At 51.2% G+C, this 25,378-nt stretch carries 22 protein-coding genes and 1 tRNA gene; 13 read left to right on the top strand and 10 right to left on the bottom strand.

Features of this window, described 5'->3' with window-relative positions:
• Positions 1-20: 20 nt before the first annotated feature.
• From ACOTSW_RS02075 to mutM, 6 genes are all read right to left on the bottom strand, one after another.
• Positions 21-1,175 (bottom strand): ABC transporter permease, encoded by a 1,155-nt coding sequence (locus ACOTSW_RS02075; protein WP_423680735.1) that lies wholly within the window; start codon positions 1,173-1,175, stop codon positions 21-23.
• A gap of 5 nt (positions 1,176-1,180) precedes the next feature.
• Positions 1,181-2,038 (bottom strand): ATP-binding cassette domain-containing protein, encoded by an 858-nt coding sequence (locus tag ACOTSW_RS02070; RefSeq protein ID WP_423680734.1) that lies wholly within the window; start codon positions 2,036-2,038, stop codon positions 1,181-1,183.
• Positions 2,035-3,468 (bottom strand): alpha/beta hydrolase, encoded by a 1,434-nt coding sequence (locus ACOTSW_RS02065; RefSeq protein WP_423680733.1) that lies wholly within the window; start codon positions 3,466-3,468, stop codon positions 2,035-2,037. Before ACOTSW_RS02065 ends, ACOTSW_RS02070 begins: the two co-directional genes overlap by 4 nt.
• A 145-nt stretch (positions 3,469-3,613) precedes the next feature.
• Positions 3,614-4,780, bottom strand: coding sequence for an A/G-specific adenine glycosylase (mutY, locus tag ACOTSW_RS02060; protein ID WP_423680732.1), 1,167 nt, complete (start codon positions 4,778-4,780; stop codon positions 3,614-3,616).
• 11 nt (positions 4,781-4,791) lie between these two features.
• The gene (locus ACOTSW_RS02055) at positions 4,792-6,729 is read right to left on the bottom strand and encodes a dynamin family protein (RefSeq protein WP_423680731.1); all 1,938 of its coding nucleotides are present in this window, start codon (positions 6,727-6,729) and stop codon (positions 4,792-4,794) included.
• Between the two features lie 101 nt (positions 6,730-6,830).
• Positions 6,831-7,652: a bifunctional DNA-formamidopyrimidine glycosylase/DNA-(apurinic or apyrimidinic site) lyase gene (mutM, locus tag ACOTSW_RS02050; protein ID WP_423680730.1), complete on the bottom strand. Its 822-nt coding sequence runs from the start codon at positions 7,650-7,652 to the stop codon at positions 6,831-6,833.
• Positions 7,653-7,836: 184 nt separating this feature from the next.
• Here mutM and ACOTSW_RS02045 point away from each other — a divergent pair, with 184 nt between their 5' ends.
• The 7 genes from ACOTSW_RS02045 to ggt all read left to right on the top strand — a co-directional run bounded on the left by ACOTSW_RS02045 (position 7,837) and on the right by ggt (position 15,191).
• The gene (locus ACOTSW_RS02045; protein ID WP_423680729.1) at positions 7,837-9,684 is read left to right on the top strand and encodes a tetratricopeptide repeat protein; all 1,848 of its coding nucleotides are present in this window, start codon (positions 7,837-7,839) and stop codon (positions 9,682-9,684) included.
• Positions 9,685-9,804: 120 nt separating this feature from the next.
• Entirely contained in the window at positions 9,805-10,398 is a 594-nt protein-coding gene (lolB, locus tag ACOTSW_RS02040; RefSeq protein ID WP_423680728.1) for a lipoprotein insertase outer membrane protein LolB, read from the top strand.
• Positions 10,395-11,249 (top strand): 4-(cytidine 5'-diphospho)-2-C-methyl-D-erythritol kinase, encoded by an 855-nt coding sequence (gene ispE / locus ACOTSW_RS02035; RefSeq protein ID WP_423680727.1) that lies wholly within the window; start codon positions 10,395-10,397, stop codon positions 11,247-11,249. Before lolB ends, ispE begins: the two co-directional genes overlap by 4 nt.
• A gap of 72 nt (positions 11,250-11,321) precedes the next feature.
• Positions 11,322-11,398: transfer RNA gene (locus tag ACOTSW_RS02030), tRNA-Gln, on the top strand.
• Between the two features lie 121 nt (positions 11,399-11,519).
• Positions 11,520-12,482, top strand: a complete 963-nt coding sequence (locus ACOTSW_RS02025; RefSeq protein WP_423680726.1) for a ribose-phosphate pyrophosphokinase — start codon at positions 11,520-11,522, stop codon at positions 12,480-12,482.
• Positions 12,483-12,597: 115 nt separating this feature from the next.
• Positions 12,598-13,197, top strand: coding sequence for a 50S ribosomal protein L25/general stress protein Ctc (locus ACOTSW_RS02020; protein ID WP_423680725.1), 600 nt, complete (start codon positions 12,598-12,600; stop codon positions 13,195-13,197).
• A gap of 221 nt (positions 13,198-13,418) precedes the next feature.
• Positions 13,419-15,191, top strand: coding sequence for a gamma-glutamyltransferase (gene ggt / locus ACOTSW_RS02015; protein WP_423682230.1), 1,773 nt, complete (start codon positions 13,419-13,421; stop codon positions 15,189-15,191).
• Between the two features lie 244 nt (positions 15,192-15,435).
• Here ggt and ACOTSW_RS02010 read toward each other — a convergent pair whose 3' ends face one another.
• Positions 15,436-16,029 carry a 5-formyltetrahydrofolate cyclo-ligase gene (locus tag ACOTSW_RS02010; protein WP_423680724.1) on the bottom strand — a complete coding sequence of 198 codons (594 nt, stop codon included), beginning with the start codon at positions 16,027-16,029 and terminating at the stop codon, positions 15,436-15,438.
• A 34-nt stretch (positions 16,030-16,063) separates the two neighbouring features.
• On the opposite strand from ACOTSW_RS02010, the gene ACOTSW_RS02005 reads away from it, so the two are divergent.
• The 4 genes from ACOTSW_RS02005 (at position 16,064) to ACOTSW_RS01990 (ending at position 20,759) form a co-directional block, all read left to right on the top strand.
• A complete protein-coding gene (locus ACOTSW_RS02005) occupies positions 16,064-18,046 on the top strand; it encodes a transglycosylase SLT domain-containing protein (RefSeq protein ID WP_423680723.1) in 1,983 nt (660 codons plus the stop codon).
• On the top strand, positions 18,033-18,746 hold the full coding sequence (locus ACOTSW_RS02000) for a glutathione S-transferase family protein (RefSeq protein ID WP_423682229.1): 714 nt from the start codon (positions 18,033-18,035) through the stop codon (positions 18,744-18,746). The genes ACOTSW_RS02005 and ACOTSW_RS02000 overlap by 14 nt, the downstream gene beginning before the upstream one ends.
• Positions 18,743-19,996: a multifunctional CCA addition/repair protein gene (locus ACOTSW_RS01995; protein ID WP_423680721.1), complete on the top strand. Its 1,254-nt coding sequence runs from the start codon at positions 18,743-18,745 to the stop codon at positions 19,994-19,996. Before ACOTSW_RS02000 ends, ACOTSW_RS01995 begins: the two co-directional genes overlap by 4 nt.
• An 82-nt stretch (positions 19,997-20,078) precedes the next feature.
• The gene (locus tag ACOTSW_RS01990) at positions 20,079-20,759 is read left to right on the top strand and encodes a GNAT family N-acetyltransferase (protein WP_423680720.1); all 681 of its coding nucleotides are present in this window, start codon (positions 20,079-20,081) and stop codon (positions 20,757-20,759) included.
• Positions 20,760-20,794: 35 nt separating this feature from the next.
• Here the strand turns inward: ACOTSW_RS01990 and ACOTSW_RS01985 are convergent, their stop codons facing one another.
• On the bottom strand, positions 20,795-21,298 hold the full coding sequence (locus tag ACOTSW_RS01985) for an Lrp/AsnC family transcriptional regulator (RefSeq protein ID WP_423680719.1): 504 nt from the start codon (positions 21,296-21,298) through the stop codon (positions 20,795-20,797).
• Between the two features lie 175 nt (positions 21,299-21,473).
• Between ACOTSW_RS01985 and hppD the strand changes: the two genes are divergently transcribed.
• Both hppD and phhA read left to right on the top strand, forming a co-directional pair.
• Positions 21,474-22,589, top strand: coding sequence for a 4-hydroxyphenylpyruvate dioxygenase (hppD, locus tag ACOTSW_RS01980; RefSeq protein WP_423680717.1), 1,116 nt, complete (start codon positions 21,474-21,476; stop codon positions 22,587-22,589).
• 81 nt (positions 22,590-22,670) lie between these two features.
• Entirely contained in the window at positions 22,671-23,567 is an 897-nt protein-coding gene (phhA, locus tag ACOTSW_RS01975) for a phenylalanine 4-monooxygenase (RefSeq protein WP_423680716.1), read from the top strand.
• Positions 23,568-23,714: 147 nt separating this feature from the next.
• Here phhA and ACOTSW_RS01970 read toward each other — a convergent pair whose 3' ends face one another.
• Both ACOTSW_RS01970 and ACOTSW_RS01965 read right to left on the bottom strand, forming a co-directional pair.
• Entirely contained in the window at positions 23,715-24,245 is a 531-nt protein-coding gene (locus tag ACOTSW_RS01970) for a hypothetical protein (RefSeq protein WP_423680715.1), read from the bottom strand.
• 277 nt (positions 24,246-24,522) lie between these two features.
• The gene (locus ACOTSW_RS01965; protein WP_423680714.1) at positions 24,523-25,335 is read right to left on the bottom strand and encodes a hypothetical protein; all 813 of its coding nucleotides are present in this window, start codon (positions 25,333-25,335) and stop codon (positions 24,523-24,525) included.
• Positions 25,336-25,378 lie beyond the last annotated feature (43 nt).

The raw sequence follows: 25,378 nt of genomic DNA, 5'->3' as shown, positions 1-25,378 counted from the left end.
GAGTATCGCTGAAATACGCTTTACACCATGACGACCTTGCGCATTTTCTGCGCAATATACATCAGACAAATCACGCTGATCAGAACGCAGGTGGCAAGCGCCATACCAACCGTCAGCGGGTGCAGCACCTCGCCTTTTAACACCTGATTCATCATCTGATTCTGCGCCAGCACCGGCACCCATTTGAACCACGCCGGTTCACGCCCCGGGAACAAAATCGGAATCAAGCTGACGAACGGAATGAACATGGTCACGATCTGATTGCGAACCTGCGCCTCTTTGTAGCTTTTACAATCGAGCGCAATCGCGATCTGTAACGCCGCCATGCTCGCCGCCAACGGCAACAGCACCATCAGAAAACCAATCGCATCCTTGATACCGAATTGAAACTCGGCGCGCAAAGTATCATTTTTAATCAGCCACTGCGACGGAAAAAAGCTGAAGATCGTCAATACCACCACGCCCATTCCCACCGCTGCCACCGCGCCCCATTTGCCTATCGCCAGTTGCCAGCCGCTGACCGGATTCATCATCAGCGGTTCAAGCGAGCCGCGCTCACGTTCACCCGCCGTAGTATCAATCGCGGCGTACATGCCACCGATAATAATCGCCATCAATACCATCATCGGCAGCATTTCCGTGACCGATGCTTTGCGTTCTTCCGGCTTTTGCAAACGACGCTCTCTGACCTCGATCCGCTGCAACAATTCCGTCGAGATGCCGCGCATCGTCAAGCCCATCAGCGTGGTTTCCTGGGTGTAGGCTTCCAGCAAACGCTTGAGTGGCCGCAAGCCGAATTCGGCCTGACGGTTATTACTGTCATACGCGACCTCAAGGATGGCTTTATCACCCGTCATCAGTTTCTTTTCAAAATCCTGCGGCACCAGTAACACCGGCTGATCCAGCTCTTTACTACGTGATTTGGCCTCATAATCCACCGGAGCAGTTTTGACCTGATATCCCTGCCGCAAAATGAAATTTTCCAGTTGCGGCGCATATTCGATACCCACCGCCAGCACTGTGCGTTTCTCTTCCTGTGACTCGACCTGCGATAACACCGTCGAGAAAATAAACAGCATCAGAGGAACGCCAAGCAGGGAACTCAGCAAGGCCGTCATCAAGGTACGGCGGTCGCGCAAAGCATCTTTTATTTCTTTGCGAAAAATCGTTAACATCGCTTTCATCCGCGCGCTCCCATCGTCACATTATTCATCACGTTATTCGTCACATTAGCAGTCTGCAAAAATGCCAGCTTCACGAAGGCATCTTCAAAATTATTTTCTTCCGCCTGTTGTAACAAGCCGGCAACGGTGCCGCGTGCCACATTTTTTCCCTGCGCCACGATGACGACATCGTCACACAGGCGTTCCACCTCCTGCATGATGTGGGTGGAAAAAATAATGCATTTGCCACCACCTTCAGCAGAACGTAGCCAGCGCAAAAATTCACGCAAGGCGCGCGTCGCCACGACATCCAGGCCATTGGTTGGTTCATCAAGAATGATATTTTTGGGATCGTGCACCAATGCCCGCGCCAGCGCCGTTTTCATACGTTCGCCCTGACTGAAACCATCGGTACGTCTGTCCAGCAAGGCCCCCATTTCCAGCCAGTGCGATAACTGCTCAGTACGCTGTTCCGCCTGCTCTGCCGACATGCCATGCAACAGACCGTAGTAGTGAATATTCTCGCGAGCCGTCAGTCGCGGATACAAGCCGCGCGCATCGGATAACACGCCCATCTGCGATTGCGTTGATGACACGCCCGCCTGCACCTTAATGCCATCGACCGTGATCTCGCCGCGATCAGGATTCAGTAAGGCGGCGACCATGCGTAAGGTGGTCGTTTTACCGGCACCGTTTGCGCCAAGCAGGCCAGTAATCGCGCCGTCCTGCGCTGTAAAGCTGACACCATTGACGGCATTCACTACTTCATTTTTTTTCTTCATCAGCCCCAGCAAACGCGCAATATCGGTGATATTTTTTGTGCTGACTTTTCCTTGTCTGACGAAGGTCTTATGTAAATCGTTGACGATAATCATGGCTGCACTTCCTTTCTGGCTTGCAGGGGTTGCCACGCCAGCGGTCGTGGAATCTGACGTACACAACTACTATCAACTTTCAGCGCTTCGGTATTTTCTTTGGCGTTCAGAAAACGATAAACCACATCGCGCACGCAGCCTTGCGCCAGCAAACCATGACCAGCATTTTCTATCGTGATATGCACGGCCTGGGAGCCCAGTGCTTTCGCCACAGCGGCACCATGACGTATCGGCGTGACCGGATCAATACCGCCACTCAGCAGCAATACCGGCGACTGTGCAGCAGGGATCGAGAAAAATTCCGCCGGAATACTGGCACGCGGCCAGTTTTTACATGTGCGCTGATACATATCCGTCATCAGCTTTTCAAACTCATCTTTAGGTGCTGCCAGGGGACGAGCGAACATCTCGGAACACCAGACCGAAAAATGCATCCCGTAATTGATTCCCGCCGGTCCCGGCAGGTTCGTTGCACCACTCAAGGTCACCAGCGGCTGATAGTTTCCCTGCGCCGCCTGGGTCAGCGCATACGGCAAACCAGCGACGGTTGTCGGTGCATACAAGGTCTTATGCACCAGACTCAAAAGAATGTCATGCGTCATGGTGAATTTCAACGGAGTGCCGAGCCGCGGATGCGTGACACTGACTGATTGCGGCATGCGCGTGATTAAACTTTTCCATTGCTGTGCCAACGCCGGATAAGCTGCGTTGCACGATGCATGCCGGGCACAATCCTGAAAAACACCGTCCAATGCGACCTGTGCATCTGCGGCAGGCAGACTCATGTCCGGCGGCACAACGCCATCGAGCACCATGCGTTTCACTGAAAGCGGAAATTGTCTGGCGAATTCAAGACCTACGCGGGTGCCATACGAAGCACCGACCAGATTAATTCTGTCGTACGCCTGTTGCTTACGTACCGCTTCGATATCCTGCACCGCTATGCTGGTGCTGTAATAGCGAAGATCACCGTACGGCAAGGTTTTTAAACGCGCAAGGCAGGCGTCTGAATGCTTTTGCATTTGCGCATCATCGACAACCTCGGCGGAATTTTCCATTTCAGGACAAGCAAGCGACGCGCTGCGCCCTGTTCCACGCTGATCGACAAACACCAGATCACGCCGTTTATTTAAACGACTCAACATCGCCTGACCAAAACCGGCAACGCTGATTGCACTCTGCCCCGGACCACCGGCCAGCAGAAACACCGCATCAGGCAGTTTATTTTTATCCTGCGAAGGCAACACGACGTAATGCACATCGATTTTTTTGCCTTCCGGCTCAGCAGGATTCAAAGGCCGTTGCACTTTTCCACATCGTAATTCCTGCGGAAATTCAGGTAAGCGGCAGGGACTGGTGACGGTATCAGCGGCGAACGAAGCCGCTGCCGACAACAAACCGATCACGGCAAGAAAAATATGTTTTCGCAAGGAGTTCTCCTGAATAAACAATTTCGAGGAGGGTAGTGTAAAGCGAACAATATATAAAAAGTCCGTCTTGCGATAAAACAACGAAATCAGCGACGAAAACCGTGGAAACGGCGATGAGTCAGCAATGGCAAGGCAACAAGATAAATCAGAGTTGCAATTCCGCCTGTGCTAAAGACTGCAATAGAGTCTTGATCGGGGCTGGCACACCGGCCTCAGCGGCCTGCTGTAAATCCAGCCACACGTAACTGTTCTCAGCCACTTGCGGCGCATGCTGCGACAGTTCAGCAAGCACCGTATGAATATGCAATCTGAAATGCGTGAAGACATGCTCAATCACTGGCAATTCACGACGGATTTCAACTTTACCAAAACGCGCAGTCAGCGCCAGCAAGGCGGGTGTCACCACCGAGAATACCGCAGCGGTATCGCCGGTATCCTCCTCCGTCCGGACGTATGGCTGCATGCCGTCAACCTCCGGTAAGGACAACAAGCCGCCCCATATACCGCTATCGGGCCGCCGCTCTAATAAAACCCGGTTCTGATCCAGCAACAGCAGCATCACAGCGCGCTTTTCTTTCGCCAGTTTTTTCGGTTTGCGGGTCGGCAATTCGGCAGTACGGCCTTCCGCAAAGGCGACACAGCGCGCCTGCAAAGGACAACGTCCGCAAGCAGGGCTGCTGCGGGTACACAAGGTGGCGCCGAGATCCATCAGACCTTGCGTGTAGGATTCAATACCCTCGTCCGGCAACAGCGCGAGCGCACGTTGCCACATACTGTCCTCGATGACTTTACTGCCGGGGTAACCGGCAATACCGAATACCCTTGCAAACACGCGTTTAACATTACCGTCGAGGATGGCCGCCACCGTACCATACGAAAATGCTGTAATCGCAGCGGCAGTAGAGCGACCTATGCCCGGCAATTGTTCGAGCAAAGTCTGGTCTGCGGGAAATTGTCCCTGATATTTTTCCACCACCTGCTTTGCGCACTGATGCAGATTGCGGGCGCGGGTGTAATAGCCGAGTCCGCTCCAGTGCGCCATCACAGCCTCGGCTGGTGCGGCGGCGAGATCAGATACGGTGGGGAAGCTTTGCAGAAATTTCTGGTAATACGGAATCACTGCACTGACCTGCGTCTGCTGCAACATGATTTCGGATAACCAGACGCGGTAGGCGTCGCGGCTTTGCTGCCAGGGTAATCCATGTCTGCCATGCTGTTTCTGCCACCGGATCACCGTTGCAGAAAAATCGGGATCAACAAATTCGGGATGAATAAAATTGGCGGCCGCAGCCGCCGGAATACGACGTTTCATTAATTCTCGACTTATGCCGCGACCTTGATGTTTTTCAGGTCGGCGTTCAATGCTGCTTGCAAATTGTCCTGCATCTGTTGCAAGCCCTGCTTCTGTGCCTCAATTTCTGCCTGCAGGGCTTCAAATGACGCAATCCTGTCTTCCAGACTGTCCGTCGCGACGTGAATACGTTGTATCGACTGCATGCGGTTTTTCAGCTGGCTTTTATGCTCACGGATCTGCGCTTCCAACGGTGCCATCACTACTTTCTGCCAGGCTTCCACGTCTTTATTTGCCTGTAAAAAATTTTGTTTGACACGTGCCGCAACAGAATCGAAAAATTTGCGCATCAGGGCAACACGGGTATTCGTCAGCATGGACGTCGCATTAAATTGTTTCTGATACACGACTTCAATCGCATCGAGTTCCTTGATGTACTTATCCAGAGAAAACGGCATCGGTGCAGATAAAGCCAGACCATGCTCAGTCGAAAATTTACGATACATCACGACCATCATTTCCGAGATTTCATCCGTCTTCTTATTGGACTCAATTAGATTCAGACGAACCTGTGCAAAAAAGTGTTTGATCGAATCGCGCAGGCCCAGCGACAAATAGCTTTTCTCCATCGCTTCGCGCGTCTTACGTATTTCTTCGCGCAGAATATCCATGCCCAGATTCGTGTAAACCTCAGTCGACAAACGCGTGAATACCGAGCGCGTTCCCTGCATGCGGATCAGACTGGCGTCAAACTCTTTTTTCTCGGCATCGACACGTTTCATCATGTGTTCAATGACATTCATATTTTTACCGCGCAGCCCCTTGAGCTCCAGCATCTGTTCCACCACATTACGGCTGCGCGATGAAATGACGGCCTGTTGTGCAGCAGCGATTTCGTGAATGTCGGATTCGAGTTGAGCGCGGATGATGTCTTGTTTTGCCGGGATTAACTCTTTCGATAACGCATATTCCAGCACTGGTAAACGGGTTTTTGCCAGTAAAGGTGCATCCTTGTTGATCTTGGCGACCAGTCCTTTTTGCGCGGAAACCGGGAAAATCTGTTTTTCTTCAATCCCCAGCGTGTGCGCGACGGTTGCGACCTGACGCGCCAGTTGCTTCTCAATTTCTTCCGGTGTACGCAACTCGTCCCACATACTGTCGATCTTATTCAGTACGACCATGCGTCCCGGCCCGCCACCGATGTGGTTACGCCAGACATCGATATCGCTCTTGGTCACACCGGTATCGGCAGCCAGTATAAACAAGACGGCATGCGCATTCGGGATCAGGTTCAACGTCAGTTCAGGCTCGGTACCAATCGCATTCAGACCCGGCGTATCAACGATGATCAGGCCTTCTTTCAACAAAGGATGAGGGAAATTCACGATCGCATGACGCCACTGGGAAATCTCGACCATACCGTTTTCGTCAACTTCCAGCGCCGCATCCGGATCATCTTCATCAAACAAACCATATTGCTTGGCCATCTCGACGCTGACTTTTTTAGTCAGACTGACTTGCTTGAATGCTTCCAGCATACCGTCGCCGGAACCGATGTTCAGCGGCAACACTTTCCAGACGTGGTTCTGGCCTTTATATTCGCTGGTGGACTGCGCCTCTGCGCGAGTCTCTATCGGCAACAGACGAATACATGGCGGAATCGTGTCGTCATACAGTAATTCTGTCGGACACATCGTCGTACGGCCAGCAGACGAAGGCAGGATACGCTGACCGTAATCAGCGAAGAATATCGCGTTAATCAGTTCCGATTTACCGCGCGAAAATTCTGCGACAAAAGCAATCGACAATTTATCGTCAACCAGACGCTCCATCAGACGTGCAAGACGCTGATCTGTCGCCGTATCGGCCATTTCCGATCCATTCGTCCAGGCACGATACTGTTCAAGCGCCCGCACAACTCCCTTGCGCCACTCACTGTATTCTTGGAATTTCTGGACCAGATTACTCATGTTTCCCTCGGTTAATTTCTTATTCATTCAAGTATATATGGGTGAACGAAAAAATACCCGTAAAACAAGCTTACGCTGACAATTCAAAGCATAAATGCGATTTATTTCTGACAATGCGGACAATAAAAGCTGCTGCGTTGACCTTGTACAATTTTGCGCACAGTATGACCGCAAAGGCGGCAATCTTCGCCCGCACGATCATAGACGAAATAATGCTGCTGAAAATAACCGCTTTGCCCATCCACCCCGACAAAATCTTTGAGAGTACTGCCGCCTTGTTGTATCGCCGCCGCCAGCGTTTCGCGTATCGCCTCTACAAGAAGACGGTAACGCGCAAGGCTGATACGTTTTGCCGGCGTCTTCGGATTAATTTTCGCTTTAAACAGACTTTCTGACGCATAAATATTGCCTACGCCGACCACGATATCGCCCGCCAGCAATACCTGTTTGACAGCAGCGCTGCGCTGCCGGGTCTGGCGAAACAATAATTCCGCATCGAACTGATCTTCCAGCGGTTCAACACCCAGATTTTTCAGCAAAACATGATGATCGAGATCACCATCGGTCACAGCATGCCAGAGCACCGCGCCAAAACGACGCGGATCGGTCATACGCAATGCATTCTCGCCGACAATGATATCAATATGATCGTGTTTCCCTGCCGGAGTTGTCGCTGGCAGGATACTTAAATGTCCCGACATTCCAAGATGAATCAGCAGCGTACCATGCTGAAAATGGAGTAACAGGTATTTGCCGCGCCGACCGGTCGCCACGATGGTATGGTCTTGCAGCAAGGCAGGCAAATCTGCAGGAAAAGGCCAGCGTAAGCCAGCGCGTCGCATGATCACAGCGCTCACGCGCTGCCCCGTCAAATGGGGTGCGACGCCGCGGCGTGTCACTTCAACCTCAGGTAATTCAGGCATAGTCCGGAACTTTTATATCAATGAAGTTTCTAATTTTGCAGAGTTCAGAAAGTACGGCGGCATTCATGTGCGTGAACATGAGTCATCGTTATATACAATTTGAAACAGGGTCAGACGTGTCAGCTCCCACGCGCTGGCTAGTTCGGCGTAAAATCAGCTATCCACAGTTCATTTCGGGTTCGTCTTGAAAACTATCTCAGCATTTGTCACCACATCTATTGTATCCGTACTTCGTCCGGCGGCTTACCTCAGCTGCGCTGCGCTGCTGTCTGCCTGTGCCGGGATTGGCGGATTACACAACCTCAAATCCGAAGACACCCATCATGTCAGCGATGCGGCGAAAGCTGCACTGTCTGCAGATAAAGATCTCAACGGTGCCAGCCCGGCGATCGTCGAAAACAAAGATAAACTGCCTGCGGTCGCACTGACAGATGAATTGCTGTACAAAATCCTGACTGCAGAGATCGCCTATCAACGTGGCAACTGGCAGGCAGCGTACATTACCCTGATGAGCACCGCACAGCAAACGAGTGACCCGCGTCTGGCAAAACGTTCAGCGGAAATCGCCCTGAGTGCAAAACAGCCCGGAGAGGCACTGGCAGCAATCCGTCTGTGGCGCGAGCTGGCACCGGGCTCGAATGAAGCGACCCAGTATTATCTGGGCTTCATGGTGATGAACAATAATCTGGCCGAAATTCAGAAAGTTTTTTCTGAAAAACTCAGAGAAGCTGATCCGAAACAATACGGCGTCATTATGTTGCAAACCCAGCGTTTGCTGGCACGGGCTCGCGATAAAAATGCCGCATTTGACGTTCTGGAAGAAACCCTTGCCCCCTACAAATCACTACCGGAAGCGCATCTGGCACTGGCGCAAGGCGCTTACAGCAAGGGCGACAACAAGCGTGCCGTCGAAGAAGCGCAGCTGGTTCTGAAAACCAAAACCGATTCGCAACTGGCGATACTCACCATCGCACAGGCATCCTCGCAAAAGGACGCGGCAAAAGCGATGGCGGGATTTCTGGCAAAAAATCCGGATGCGCGCGATGTCCGTCTGGCCTATGCCAGTATCCTGATCGACTTAAAACAGCTGGATAAAGCCAGCGTTGAATTCGAACATATTCTGCGCGACAAACCGGATGATCTGAGTGCAATTTACACGCTGGGTTTGCTGGCGATGGAAAAGAAACAGTCACAGCAGGCAGAAGAATATTTGACGCGCTATCTGAAGATCATCGAAGCAAAAGGCGAAGAGCGCAATACCACGCCGGTGTTGCTGAATCTGTCGAGAATCGCGTTTGAACGCAAAGACTACAAAGCAGCGCAGGAATGGCTAAGTAAAGTCGAATCGTTCGACGGCCGCAACTCTGCGTGGTTTAACGTGCAGATGCGTCGCGCGAGTTTGTATTCCAGAGACGGCAAACTTGAAAATGCAAGGGCCTTACTGAAAGAACTTAAGCCGTCCAATACGTCTGAACAAATGCAGCTGATACAGACCGAAGCACAGATATTGCGTGATAACGGCCTGGTAGCAGAAGCCGCCCAGGTTTTGCAAAATGGCCTCAAAGCGCATCCCGATAATGCCGATCTGTTGTATGACTACGCAATGCTGCTGGAATCGCAATCGAAGTTCGCAGAAATGGAACAGGCTTTGCGCCGCGTCATCAGTGTTGATCCAAAAAATCAGCATGCCTACAATGCGCTAGGTTACTCTTTCGCAGACAGAAATATCCGCCTGAATGAAGCACTGATACTCATAGAAAAGGCGAATGAATTGTCACCGGACGACCCTTTCATCCTCGATAGCGTGGGCTGGGTGAAATTCCGTCTTGGTCAGCTTGAGGAAGCAGAAAAAGCCCTGCGCCGCGCTTATGAATTGCGCCCTGACACCGACATCGCGGCGCATCTCGGCGAGTTGTTATGGACCCAGGGGCAGAAAGACGCGGCACGCAAAATCTGGCGTGAAGGTCGCACTAAAGACCCGAAAAACACCTCCCTGAAAAACACGCTGGAACGCCTGAATGTGAAGCTGTAATTTCTTCGTAAAAGTTTTCTGATAATGCATATACTCCGGTGGGGTATATGCATTATTTTTAATAAAGTCCAATAAAATAAAGGGCTCCAGAGCATCATGCACAGATACTCCCGAATTTTCATGCTTCTGACAAGCTTATCCGGCGCGCTGCTCAGCAGTGCCTGCAGCAGCCTTCCTAACGCTAATGTCAGTAGCACAGAACAAGCTCCCAGGGCAACCCGCAACTACCAGGAAAACATTCACCTGAACGGTAAAATCTCGGTGCGTTACGAGCACAACAACAAACCGCAAAATCTGCCCGGCAGTTTTGAGTGGGAACAGACCAGCAACAGTTTGCAAATCACATTATTCTCGCCAGTCGGGCAAACGATCGCCAGAATCACCCAGAATGGGCACGGTGCGCGACTCGAACAGGAAGGCAAAATGCCACAAGAAGCTGACAATCTGGATCAGCTGCTGTCCGACGCCTTGCGCTGGCCGCTGCCGGTGTCCGGGATGCGCGACTGGCTGCAAGGCTTTATCCGTCAGCCTGATGGCAGCAGAACCGCGCTGACAGCCAGCGATCAGACCATCAGCAGCGACGGCTGGAATATCCGCTACGCCAGCTGGCACGAAACGACGAACTCCCCCAAACGCATTGATTTGAATCGCTACACCACCAATGCCGGCGAAGTCACTCTGAACATTTTTATTGAAGCGCCGCAAAATCCATGACACAACAACTTCTCGCCTGCCCGGCGCCCGCCAAACTGAATTTATTTCTGCATGTGACCGGCCGGCGCGCCGATGGCTACCACTTGCTGCAAACTGCATTTCAACTGATAAACCGCTGCGATACGCTGGACTTTGAAGTTCGCAACGATGGTCAGATCATCCGCACTAATGACATTCCCGGCGTGCCGGCAGACTCCGATCTGATCGTGCGTGCCGCGCGCCTGTTGCAAGAAAAAACCGGATGCCCACTCGGCGCCAATCTGACACTGCATAAAATTCTGCCTATGGGTGGCGGACTGGGTGGCGGCTCCTCGGATGCGGCTACCACACTGATGGCACTGAACCATTTATGGCGCACCGGTCTGAGCAAAACTGAACTGATGTCGCTGGGTTTGCAGCTCGGTGCTGACGTACCGTTTTTCATCTTCGGCGAAAATGCTTTTGCTGAGGGCGTCGGTGAAGAATTGCAGGCAATTCAGACACCGGAACGCTGGTTTGTCGTCATCGAACCCGGCATACAAGTACCGACACCTGCAATTTTTTCGGCAAAAGAGTTGACAAGAGACACTAAGATCGTCAGAATAGCGGACTTTTCCAGCAATGCAGAAATGTTCTGGAAAAACGATCTGCAAACAGTTGCCTGCGCAATGTTTCCCGAGGTTGACGAAGCGGTTAAATGGCTGTCACAATTCGGAAACGCGAAGATGACAGGATCAGGAGCTTGTGTTTTTTGTGCTTTTGCCGATGAAGCGGCAGCAGACAAAGTAATAGAGCAGATACCTGAACGCTGGACATCTTGGAAAGCAAAAGCACTGAATCGCCATCCGATGGATGACTTGAAGCAGAAGTAAAAAAGATTTGGTCTGACGTCGAATTAACGCTAAAATAGCGGTCTATTCTGGACGACAGACAAACGGTTGAGTAGGGGAGTCGCCAAGCTGGTTAAGGCACCGGATTTTGATTCCGGCATGCGAAGGTTCGAATCCTTCTTCCCCTGCCATTAAAATTAAAGCCGCCGCATAGATTCTGCGGCGGCTTTTTTAGTTTTTACTTTTGGTTTTTTTGCAAAAAGTCTATGCAAAAAGATCAGGTCCTCAAAAATTCAGCCAATAGGTCCCGCCATGGCAAACGCGCGCGTAAATGACAACATGATGGTCTTCACTGGCAATGCCAATCCGGCATTAGCAGCTGGAGTCGTCAAACAACTGGGCATTCCTCTCGGTAAAGCAGATGTTTCAAAATTCTCTGACGGTGAAGTGATGGTCGAGATTAATGAAAATGTCCGTGGTAAAGATGTCTTCGTTTTACAATCCACCTGTGCTCCAACCAACGACAACCTGATGGAAATCATGTTGATGGTCGATGCACTCAAACGTGCTTCTGCTGGTCGCATTACTGCAGCCATTCCTTACTTCGGTTACGCCCGTCAGGATCGCCGCCCACGCTCAGCGCGTGTCGCGATTTCTGCCAAAGTGGTGGCGAACATGCTGGAAGAAGCCGGCGTTGACCGCATCATGATCATGGATTTGCATGCCGATCAGATTCAGGGTTTCTTCGACATTCCGGTCGATAACATCTACGCGTCGCCAATTTTGCTGGGCGATCTGGTCTCGAAAAACTATGACAACCTGCTGGTTGTTTCCCCTGACGTCGGCGGTGTAGTACGTGCCCGCGCTCTGGCAAAACGCCTCGGCTGTGATCTGGCGATTATCGATAAACGCCGTCCGAAAGCCAATGTGTCCGAAGTCATGAACATCATTGGTGAAGTCGAAGGCCGTAACTGCGTGATCATGGATGACATGGTTGATACCGCCGGTACGCTGACCAAAGCAGCAGAAGTATTGAAAGAACGTGGCGCCAAGAAAGTGCTGGCGTATTGTACGCATCCGGTATTATCCGGCCCGGCCATCCAGCGCATTACCCAATCACCGCTCGATGAGCTGGTGGTGACGGACACGATTCCATTATCCGAGGCAGCACGCGCCTGCCCGAAAATCCGTCAACTGTCTTGCGACAGCTTGCTGGCAGAGACTTTCCGCCGTATTACCAAAGGCGAATCAGTTATCTCCCTGTTCACGGATTAATTTTTACCGGTTTCGGCGCTGTCGTTTATCTGACGGCGCTTTTTTATGAATCCCTGGTCGCGGGGATTCTTTATCGCAAAACGACAAACCGTTTTGCATTTTTTGGAGTAACACCATGAAAGTTATCGCATTTGCACGCAAAGAACAGGGGACCGGAGCGAGCCGCCGCCTGCGCAATGCTGGCCAAACACCTGGCATCATCTACGGCGGCACTGAAGCACCAGTCGCTATCACGCTGGATCACAATGCCCTGTACCATGCATTGAAAAAAGAAGTATTCCACTCCTCCATTCTGGATCTGGAAGTTGACGGTAAAGTAGAAAAAGTTCTGTTGCGCGACTTCCAAGTCCACGCATACAAACAATTGGTATTGCACGCTGATTTCCAACGCGTTGATCCAAATAAAGAAATCCACGTTAAAGTGCCTCTGCACTTCGTGAACGCTGACGTATCCCCAGCAGTAAAAACTTCTGGCGCAGTCATCAGCCACGTAGCAGTTGAGCTGGATGTATCCTGCCTGCCAGCAAACCTGCCAGAATTCGTTGAAGTGGACCTGTCCAAACTGGAAGCTGGTCAGTCTATCCACGCATCTGGTCTGAAACTGCCAAAAGGCGTCACAGCAGTTGTACACGGTGGTGATATCACTATCGCTATCGCGACTGTACCTGCAGGTGCCGTAGCTGCTGAAGCAGAAGGCGATGCTGAAGCGAAGTAATTCTCACAAATTGCTCTCGTTTTAACGCTGTAAAAGCCACCTTACGAGGTGGCTTTTTTATTTTCACAGCAATTTGGACTCAGTCCCCTGCCCTTTCACGCATGCCGGCAAGATCGCATGCCGCCGTGTAAAAAGTGTCTATCGATATGCGATAGAAATATAGTCCCCCTCGGGCTAAGCAGATACACTATTGTCCGGGCGTTATGCCACTCACACCAGACATGACATCACGGAGAATTTGCGTGTTATTACAGAAAAAATTGGGACTGTCACTATTCTTTGCTGCCAGCATCAGCGCTGTCGGCCTCGCCGCCACGCTCCCGGCGCATGCGCAGATTGCGGCGAACATTCGATACGACACCAATTTCCCCATCATCAGCCCGGTCAGCAGTCGTCATGGAATGGTTGCAACTGAACAGGCGCTGGCCAGTGAAGTCGGTGCACAGATACTCGCGCAAGGCGGCAACGCTGTCGATGCCGCAGTCGCCACCGGATTCGCTCTCGCAGTCGTGCTGCCGAATGCCGGTAACATTGGCGGCGGCGGCTTCATGCTGATTCACGATACACGTTCAGGAAAACAGATCGCTCTCGATTTCCGTGAAAGCGCGCCGGCAAAAGCCCACAAAGACATGTATCTCGATGCCAGCTGCAACGTGATTCCCGGCAGTTCCACCCACAGCCATCTGGCGATAGGCGTGCCCGGCACCGTCGCTGGTCTGGAGCTTGCACTCAGCAAATACGGCAGTATGAAACTGAAAGATGTCATCGCACCTGCGATCCGCCTGGCGGAGCAAGGATTCAGCGTCACGCCTTATCTGGCCACATTGTTGCAGGCCGAACGTGATCATCTTGGAAAATGGCCGTCCAGCCGGGCGATTTTTTTCAAAGACGGACGACCATTGCAGGCAGGTGAAAAGCTGGTTCAAAAAGACCTTGCACATTCGCTGCGACTGATAGCATCACAAGGTTCCAAAGCATTTTACGAAGGCGAGATTGCAAAGAAAATCGTCGCAGAAGTGCAGCAGCATCAGGGTTTTATCAGCGCCAGCGATCTGAAAAATTACAAGGCGATAGAGCGCCAGCCAGTCAAAGGCAATTATCGCGGCTACGAGGTCGTTTCCATGCCGCCGCCCAGTTCTGGCGGTGTGCACATTATCCAGATGCTGAATATGCTGGAACACTATCCGCTCAGAGAGCAAGGTGCCAACAGCGCACAGACTCTGCATCAGCTCAGTGAAGTGATGAAGCTCGCTTATGCCGACCGTTCAGAATATCTGGGCGACCCGGATTTCTACAAAGTTCCGCAAAAGGGTCTGACTGCGCGCATCTACGCCGATGAACTCGTCAAAAAAATTCATCCCGAGCGCGCCACACCGTCCGCAGAAATCAAACCAGGCCAGCCACAAGCTTATGAAAGCGATCAGACCACGCACTACAGCGTGGCCGACAAATTCGGCAACGTCGTCGCAACGACCTACACCCTGAATCTGAATTTCGGCAGCGGCATCGTCGCCAGCGGCACTGGCATCGTACTGAATGACGAGATGGATGATTTTTCCGTCAAAGCCGGCGTACCGAATGCATTCGGACTCATCGGCGGCGCTGCCAACGCGATACAGGCTGGTAAGCGCCCGCTGAGTTCGATGTCACCGACGATAGTGTTAAAAGATGGCAAACCGTTTCTGGTTACCGGCAGCCCCGGTGGCAGCCGCATCATTACCACCACGCTGCAAACGATTTTAAATGTGATCGACCACGGCATGAACGTCGCTGAGGCAACGATCGCGCCGCGTATCCATCAGCAATGGATGCCGGATCAGCTGTATTTTGAAAAAGGCATCAGCGCTGATACCTTGAAAATTCTGAGCGACAAAGGCCAGAATCTGAAACAAGCACCAGTCATAGGAAAAACTCAGACCATACAGATCCGCGATGGCGTGTTTTACGGTTTTTCTGATTCACGCAATCCTGACGGCAAGGCATTAGGGTTTTAAAATGCGGCATTGCTGATCGCATCGCGGGGCGCATCAATACAGCTGATTGTTGCACCCTCGCCTTCCCTGTTTAGGTGCGGAATCAACTCTCCCGCATCATCAAAACACCAATTTTTTAGCATACTCCCCCTCTTTTTTATCAAAATCACGCTCTTGTCAGCGAAAAATAAGGGGGTAAATATATACTCCCCGGGAGTATATAAAGCATCTAAAACGCCGGAATAGTCATGCTGATCGAAATCACTCAGGCAAAACATCCGGCTTCGGTCATGATATGCGTCATAGGAATGTCGTGTTCACCCGGCGCAAAGTCGGCGCAGGCGCACTGGTAGGCGATGCCGAGGCTGACCGCATCTGGCAGACCGGGCAGTGTTCTGTCGTAATACCCACCGCCATAACCAAGACGATAGCGGGCGGTATTAAAACCAACGCAGGGAATCAGCAGTGCAGCCGGCGTCAACAGATGATTACGTTGCGCCGGTAAAGGAATGCCGTAATCATCCGTCAGCATCGCATCCCCTTCACGCCAGGTGAGAAAGCGCAAAGGCGTGTCTTTCGCGCTGACCCAGGGCAATGCGAGTTGTATCCCCATTGCGGCTATTGCAGCGTAGCAAAACCGCAGATCAGGCTCGGCCTGTATCGGCCAGTAAACGGCCAGACTGGCGGGTTTTTCCTGACGGCACCACGCCAGTAAATGATCCGCAATCTGCGCATCCCATTGCTGGCGCACAGCTGCATCAAGCTGACGACGATAATCTAATAAATATCGTCGCAAGGCGCTGCGATTCTGGTGAAGTTCTGCGAGGCTGGTGTGTCCGCTCTGAGGTGGCTGTGTCATACTGTCAGAAATAGATTTTGATAGCGATGCAAAGATGTCTGTGAAAAATAAATTAGCTCTGTGTAGCCTCGTGATCTTAGCAGGTTTAAGTGTTTTGCCCTGTGCGTATGCAGCCTCTCCCAAAAAGAGTTTCATCAATGATGATGACCGCTTTATGGCCTTACGCGATGCGGGCTTGCACGAAGATGCGGCAAGCGCCGAACAACATGCGCCGGCACTCGCGCAATATGATATTCCGTCGTATGTCGATTACTACCGCCTGCGTTCACATCTGCAGCGCGCGTCCAATGCAGAATTCCGCGAATTCCTCAGTAAATACGAAGGCAGCGCGATCGCAGACCGCTTGCGCAATGACTGGCTGCTGCTGCTGGGCAAACGTGGTGAGTGGGAAATTTTTGATCAGCAATATCCGCAGTTCGTCGTGGCTGACGATAATCAGTTACGTTGCTATGCGCTGTTATCGAGAGCATATAAACAGCAGAAAGTCGCCAGCGAAGCTAAAGCCTTGCTGAATGCACCGCGTGATTACGGCGAAGGCTGCCACAGTCTGGTCAGTTATCTGGTGGCAAACGGCCAGCTGAGTCAGGCAGATTTATGGACACAGATACGCATGGCAGCAGAAAACGGTGCCGTAGCACTGGCACAGCGACTGGGGAAACTGCTGGATTTGCCGGAAAAAAAACTCAGCGCGGCACTGGAGAAACCGGCGAGTCTGTTAAAAACCGGGCCGGATAATAACCGGATCTCCAGAGAATTATTCGTCATCGCGCTGGGTCGCGCAGCAAAATCTGATCCCGAAGACGCCGCAGAAAAATTGTCGCGTTTCAGCGCCAAACTCAATGACACAGAGAGAGCAAACGCATGGGCACAGATTGCCTTGCAGTCGGCACTGAAATTAGAACCGGAAGCGCTGGTCTACTGGGTGCGCGCGGACGGTGCCACCTTGTCACAGGAAGCCTACCAATGGCGGGTGCGTACTGCCTTGCGTGAAGGCGACTGGAAAATCGTTAAGACAACAATCGCACTCATGCCTGCCGCGCTGAAAAATGAACCAGCGTGGATTTACTGGCTGGGACGTGCGCTGAAAGCCGAAGGCAAAAATGAAGAAGCGCGGCAGTTATTTGCCAGCATCGCCGATCAGATTCATTTCTATGGCCAACTCGCGCTCGAAGAAAACGGTCAGAAAGTCGGCGTGCCCCTGACTTCCAGACCGGTCACGGCAGAGGAGCTGGCGGCGGTGGAACGCAATCCGAATTTACAACGTGCGCTGAAATTTTATTCCATGAATCTGCGACTCGAAGGCACACGGGAATGGAACTGGGAATTACGCAAAATGACAGAGCGGCAGCATCTGGCTGCAGCAGAACTGGCGCGTAAAAATAATATGCTCGATCGCATGGTCAATACCTCCGACCGCACCCGGGGCGAATTCGATTTCAGCCAGCGTTACCCGACTCCGTTCAATGACAGCATGTATAAAACCACGCAGGCGCTCGGACTCGATATGGCATGGGTGTATGGACTGATTCGTCAGGAATCGCGGTTCGTCATGCATGCAAAATCCCATGTCGGCGCGTCAGGGCTGATGCAGATCATGCCAGCGACCGCACGATATGTTGCGAAAAAAATTGGCCTGGGTAATTTTGTCCCCGAACAGGTCAATGATATCGACACCAATATTGCGCTCGGCACCAATTATCTGAATATGGTGCTGACCGATCTGGGTGGTTCACAGGCACTGGCGTCTGCAGCCTATAACGCCGGTCCCGGGCGTCCGCGTGCATGGCGGGCAAAACTGACGCGACCGGTAGAAGGCGCCATTTTTGCTGAAACCATTCCGTTTGCGGAAACCCGTGGCTACGTCAAAAATGTCCTGTCCAATGCCACTTATTACGCGGCCTTGCTTGAAAAAAAACCACAATCACTGAAAGCCCGTCTCGGCATCGTCGTGCCTAAAGGCATGTCTGCCAATGATGCCGAAATACCTGATGAGTCAACAAATAATGCAAGATACTGAAATGCTTCCCGCGCTGGCTGCGCTGATGGATGAACGCCGTTCCCGCATGGTGCTGGTGATAGGAAATAAAAATTATTCATCATGGTCCATGCGCCCCTGGGTGACCATGAAAGCCTTTGGCATTCCGTTTGAAGAAATCCGTATTCCTCTCGATCAGCCCGATACCACGGCAAAAATTGCCGAATATTCGGCGGCCGGAAAAGTACCGGTACTGATTGCCAACGATATTACGGTCTGGGACTCAATGGCAATCTGCGAGTTTTTAGCCGAACAGTTCACGCTGCTGAATTTATGGCCCGAAGACACTGCAGCGCGTGCATTTGCACGCAGCATCTGCGCTGAAATGCATGCAGGATTTTCTTCGCTGCGCTTTGACATGCCGATGAATATCCGCGCAGAGCTGCATGGCAAAGGCCATACTCCCGGTGCACAGGCAGACATAGGCAGGATTTGCGAAATCTGGGAAGATTGCCTTGCACGCTTTGGCGCGCATGAATTTTTGTTCGGCAACTTCTCCATCGCCGACGCGTATTTTGCTCCGGTTGTGATGCGCTTTAAAACCTACGGCGTCTCCCTCGCGCCTGCGCTGCAGGCCTATGCCGACCGGGTCTGCGCCCACCCGGCAGTCGCGCAATGGATACGCGAAGCCAACGCCGAAACAGAATCAGCTCCCTGGCACGATGCCCGCCCGACGCAATGACTGCAAAGCAAACCTATATCGTCGGTGGCGCGGTACGTGATTCCCTGCTGGGACTGCCAGTGCAGGACCGGGATTATGTCGTCGTCGGCAGTACGCCGGAAGAAATGATCCGGGATGGTTTTCAGGCGGTGGGTAAAGATTTTCCGGTGTTTCTGCATCCGAAAACCCACGAAGAATATGCGCTCGCGCGCACCGAACGCAAAACAGCCGCAGGCTACAAAGGCTTTGTTTTTCATACCGATGCCAACGTCACACTGGAACAGGATTTAATCCGTCGTGATCTGACGATCAACGCCATGGCGCAAGGTGCCGATGGTCATATCATCGATCCGTATGGTGGTCAGCAGGATTTGCAGCGACGTGTATTCCGCCATGTTTCTGCCGCGTTCGAAGAAGACCCGGTACGCATACTGCGGGTTGCCCGCTTTGCGGCGCGCTTTGCCTTGCCGCCGCACAACTTTACTGTCGCGGAAGAAACCAATGCCCTGATGCAAAAAATGGTGGCAGCGGGTGAAGTCGATGCGCTGGTGCCGGAACGCGTCTGGCAAGAGCTGGCGCGCGGTCTGATGGAGGTCAAACCATCGCGTATGTTTGAAGTCTTGCGCGCCTGTGGTGCTCTCAAACGATTACTGCCCGAGCTGGATGCGCTGTGGGGCGTGCCGCAACCGGAAAAACATCATCCTGAAATTGATACCGGTGTGCATGTCATGCTGGTTGTCGATTACGCCGCACAACAGGGTTATTCGTTACCTATCCGGTTTGCTGCTCTGATGCATGATCTGGGTAAAGGCACGACTCCGCCTGAACTCTGGCCAAAACACCACGGTCACGAGGAACGCAGTGCAAAGCTGGTCGATATTGTCTGCCAACGCCTGAAAGTACCGTCAGATTGCCGCGATCTGGCATATATGACGGCACGTGATCACGGCAATGTCGGGCGTGCTTTCGAAATGCGTGCATCGACTATCGTCGATTTTCTGACCCGTAACGATGCCTTCCGCAAACCGCAACGTTTTATCGAGATGCTGCGCGCAGCCGAATGTGATTGCTTTGGTCGCCAAGGTTTTGAAAATAAAGAATTTCCACAAACTGCCTTTTTAGAACAAGTGCTGAATGCAGCGCAGCAAGTGAATGGCGGTGAAATCGCACAGCTATGTAAAGATCAGCCCAAACGCATTCCCGACGCCATGCGCGAGGCCAGAATTGCGGCAGTGCAACAAATTAAAAAAGAATCTCCCCTCTCACATTGACAATGTTTTCTGGAATAATCAGGTCAGATCACCTACAATGCGTTGTGCGCTGCACAAATTCCTTTTGCAGTAAGGACATATCATGAATCCTACCGATATTTTTCCTATAAATTTCAGTGAACATTCCGGCAGCAGCAAGCCAACGATTCATGTCAAAGAGCTGTCGGAAAAAGACCGGCATCGTATCCTGAAACATTTTCTGGCACTGGAAGAGAGTGATCGTTTACTACGTTTCGGTACCTATCTGCCGGATGCCATGATAGAAAAATATGTGAACGGCATCGATTTTTCGCGGGATAAAGTGTTTGGCGTACTGAGCCATAACTTCCGTCTGGTAGGCGTCGGGCATCTGGCATTTGCGCCACGCAGTGAAAAAGATGAGGCTACCGATAAAGACACGGTCGCGGAATTCGGCGTGTCGGTATCGAAATCAGCGCGCGGCAAAGGCGTCGGCGCCAAACTGTTTGAACGCGGCGCGATTCATTGCCGCAATGCTGATGTAGACACTTTGTATATGCACTGCCTGTCGTCAAATCAGACCATGATCCATATCGCAAAAAAAGCTGGCATGGAAATTCAGCGCGAATACGGCGAGGCTGACGCCTATCTGAAATTATTGCCAGCCGATGCTGTCAGTGTGCTGAAAGAAGCCGTGCAGGAACAGGTTGCAGCGATTGATTATTCCATCAAAGCCAATACCCGCGCGGCTGTGAAATGGCTCAGACACTTGCCGGGTATGAACGGCCATCCTGAAAAAAAATAACATCACTATTCCCTCTTGCACACGCTGATTCAGCTTCAGGCCACGCCCAGTACGGGCATGGCCGTCGTCTCTTTAATCTGCTGTAATGCAAAGCTGGATTTCACATCCAGCACTGCCGGATGGCGTAACAAGGTTTCCATCATGAAGCGTGAAAAATGATTCATGTCTTCGACATGGACGCGCAATAAATAGTCCATTTCCCCGGTCATCGCGTAACACGCCACCACTTCCGGCCACTGTCCCACCGAGGCGGAAAAATCGTCCCGCGGCGAGCGTGAGCCGCTTTTCCCGGGCAGATCATTGTGTTTTTCCAGACGTACATTCACATAGGCCAGCAGACCCAGACCAATCTTTGCTGGCTCCAGCAACGCCACATATTTGCGTATCACCCCGCTCTCTTCAAGTCGCCTGATCCGACGCAAACAAGGTGAAGGCGAGAGATTGACGCGTTCTGCGACCTCCTGATTCGTGAGCCGACCATCGGCCTGCAAGATCGCCAGAATTTTGCGGTCAATTTTATCGAGTGGAATTTCAGCCATTATCTGCCAACATTAAAATTTAATAAGGCATATTATTGCTCAAATTGGAAATATCTTGGGTTGTTTTGAAATTTAATGGCGCATTTGCCCGACTATACTGCTGGTTTGACCTACATCAAAACACGCGTCACGACGTGCTGATGCAGACCCGGACAAATTAATACAGGAGACATGCATGACTTTCCAGACTTGGGAAAACCCGATGGGGACAGATGGTTTCGAATTCATCGAATACGCGGCACCAGACCCGAAAGCACTCGGCGAATTATTTGTCACGATGGGTTTCACCGCCATCGCAAAACATCGTACCAAAGATGTCACGCTGTACCGTCAGGGCGATGTGAATTTCATTATCAACGCTGAAAAAGACTCTTTTGCTCAAAAATTTGCGCGCAAGCATGGTCCGTCGGTATGCGCTTTCGCATTCCGCGTCAAAGATGCTAATGCCGCCTACAAACGCGCGCTGGAATTAGGCGCCTGGGGTTTTGATAATAAAACCGGCCCGATGGAATTAAACATTCCTGCGATCAAAGGCATCGGTGATTCATTGATTTACTTCGTCGATCGCTGGCACGGTAAAGATGGCGCGCAACCCGGCGCGATAGGCAATATCAGTATCTATGATGCTGATTTCGTTGCGATTCCGGGCGTTGATTCCAATCCGGTTGGACTGGGTCTCACCTACATCGATCACCTGACCCACAACGTGCATCGAGGCCGCATGAAAGAATGGGCAGATTTCTACGAAACGCTGTTTAATTTCCGCGAAATCCGCTACTTCGATATCGCCGGCAAACACACAGGTCTCAAGTCAAAAGCGATGACATCCCCTTGCGGAAAAATCCGCATTCCTATCAATGAATCGTCGGATGACAAATCACAAATTGCCGAATATCTCGACCTGTATCAGGGCGAAGGCGTGCAGCATATTGCCATGGGTACAGACGATGTTTATGCAACCGTCAGCGGCATGAAAGCCAGTGGTGTTGCATTCCAGGACACGATAGACACTTACTACGATCTGGTTGATCGTCGCCTGCCCGGCCACGGCGAAAATCTGGAAGCCTTGCGCAAGTTACGGATTCTGATCGATGGCAAGAGCACGGAAACATCGCGTGAATTATTACTGCAGATTTTCACGACTACAGTAATCGGCCCTATCTTCTTTGAAATCATTCAGCGTAAAGGCGATCAGGGTTTCGGAGAGGGTAACTTCCGCGCATTGTTTGAATCGATTGAGCTTGATCAGATCCGTCGAGGAGTACTGAAAGACGACAAAGCGACAGCATAAAATTTCTGTACGGATGTGATGTGAATGACCTCAAAAGGCTGACCGGTTTCTGGTCAGCCTTTTGTCAAAGAGAGACAAGCTATGGACAACATCAACACAAACAATATGACCGTCAGTAATGAAGAATTTCTGGCAACTGTCGCTGAAAAATCTCATGGAGCAGCACTGCGCGGTGACTATGAACATGCCGATTCGCACTATGTCGTCAAACAACATTGGCAGGCTTATACCGAGGCAGAACACGATCTCTGGCGCGCCTTATATCAACGACAGATGTCGCTGTTACCGGGACGCGCATGCGACGAATTTCTTGATGCCTTACATAAAATGAATGCAGCCGATGGCATTCCTGAATTTGAAAAAACATCGCGTGCATTATTTGCAGCAACTGGCTGGACTATCGTCGCCGTTCCCGGCCTGATTCCTGAACTGACCTTCTTTGAACACCTTGCCAATCGCCGCTTTCCGGTCACCGTCTGGCTGCGCAAACCCGAAGAATTCAATTACATCGTTGAACCCGATGTATTCCACGATTTCTTCGGACATGTGCCCATGTTGTTCAATCCGGTATTTGCCGATTACATGCAGTTGTATGGTAAAGGCGGTTTAAAAGCGATGCAGCTGGGTGGTCTTGAACAACTGGCGCGTCTGTATTGGTACACCGTGGAATTTGGCCTGATCAACACCCCGCAAGGCTTACGTATTTACGGTGCAGGTATTTTATCTTCCGGTGGTGAAGTCGAATATTGCCTGACACCGGGCACGAGTTCGCGGCATATCCATCTGAACATACAACGGTGTCTGAATACCTTATATAAAATCGATACATATCAGGAAACCTACTTTGTCATCGATAGCTTTCAGGAATTATTTGAGGGTACTGCGACAGATTTTGCACCGTACTACGAACAACTGAAACAAGGTCAGGCGTTACCAGCCAATACCTTGTTGCCTGACGAAAAAGAACTTTTAGTGTAAATCCTTTGTGTTTACAAAGTCTGCGAAGCACGAACGCCGGAGAGTAATTCCCCGGCGTTTTTTTATGTGGATCGCTGAATATTTTCCATTTTTCAAACCTGGATAAAATTTTTCAACACCTGTTAACGCGGTTGACGTTCAACTCCGCTATTGCGCAAAACGGTCAACACGACTGCTTTGTAAACGTTGTAATGCCAGCGCTTGCCACGCAGGACTGGCATACGTCAGCATTAGATTTCTTTGCAGACCATGCCACAAACCCGCATCCAGATCCAGTTGCAGTGCTTCCAGATAATACGCACTAACCAGCAAAAACTGCCGCCGGTAAGGAAGCAAACAGAGATGCGGATCGGACTGCAGTTGCATCTCTGCATCGGCGTAATTGGTATACCAGAGGTTACTCAAACCAGCAACTTCCGGGCCATGCCAGAAATCCCCCATATCGTCACCCGCTTGCGCCTGACCAGACAGCACGTGGCGTGCATGCTCCCAATGAGAAAAGCCAATATCCGCCGCGGCCAGATTAAAACAATGGCGCAGTTGCCAGCCGTCAGGAACATCCCAGCGCCGCTGGCGGCAAAGAACCTGCGCACGCTTGTGCGCATTAGCATTGTCGTTTTGTAGCAGTGTTAACCACAGACGGGCGCGAGTTTTTAGTTCGTTGATTAAAGCATTCATGTCCGCGCTCCCTGAGTAAGGCAGACAGTAAAAGGAAATAGTGCAGAAATATACAAGGTCAACATGATGAGCTCCGATTCGTTATCTGACGACCCGCTACGTCAAACGAATTTCGCTTATCACATCAAAAGATGGCAGCAACAGCATCGTCAATAACGACACTAATACTATGGCTGCAAAGATAAAGGGTGAGAGCCTCTTGTGCGGGAAGGCGCCCCTTGGCACCTGTGCCGCGATTGTAAAGTCAGGCTAAAGCGATTGTCAATCAGACTGTTTCTTACTTAACAAAATCACCAATCAGCTCGATTCCCAGTGCTTCACCCAACGCATCAAGCGCAGCCTGATCTGCCGGATAAGGATAATCTGTGATGCCCTTAACGCCATATTTCGTCAGCATGCTCTCGTTGGGAAAATAAACTTTTGACGTAGGTCGAACAACTTTGAGCTGAAATTTTCTATTCGCCATTGATTTCTTAAGAAAGCGTGCCAATTCATCCTTGCTGGTAAATGTATGCACTTGCTTATCATCATCAAACTCTAACTCATAAATGAGTGAGCTAGTCGCAATAGTCAATAAAGCGGATATATGTATCAACCTCGGGTCAAAACCAACTGATCGGTAAAATAACTCTTGATCATTTGCCAGCTTATCTATTTCAGATCCTAACTGCCCTTTCTTCGCGCTCTCAGCCTGAAGCTGGTTTTCCGCAGGATCTGGTGCACCGCCATGAAAACCAAGCACAGCGCCAGGCATGAGCTTTTTCTGCGCTGCTGCTACAAACAAATAATTGGCACAGTTAGATAAGCAATAATCCTGTACCTGTACCTGTACCTGTACCTGTACCTGTACCTGTAACGTAACCTGATGATTACGAATTGCACTGGCTACTTCCAGTGCATCTTTGACGCTTCCCCCCTCAGAGCTGATAACAATTGATGAGATACCGCTATGAATTTGGTCTATCAAAGCCCGCGCAGACGCATTTTCAATTTTGCCTTTAAAAAATATCGTATTTTGCTCGCGGTGTAGTTCAAACGTCTGCTCCGCCTTGGCCGGCGCACAAGATATTAGTGCCAGGTAAATCAGCACGCGCCAACCCGCTTTTTCCCAAGTTTATATAAGCATAAGAAAT

The organism is Undibacterium sp. WLHG33 (assembly GCF_049544815.1).
Classification (GTDB): Bacteria; Pseudomonadota; Gammaproteobacteria; order Burkholderiales; family Burkholderiaceae_D; genus Undibacterium.
The sequence above is the reverse complement of the archived record's forward strand: the minus strand, read 5'-3'. Positions and strand labels throughout refer to the sequence as shown.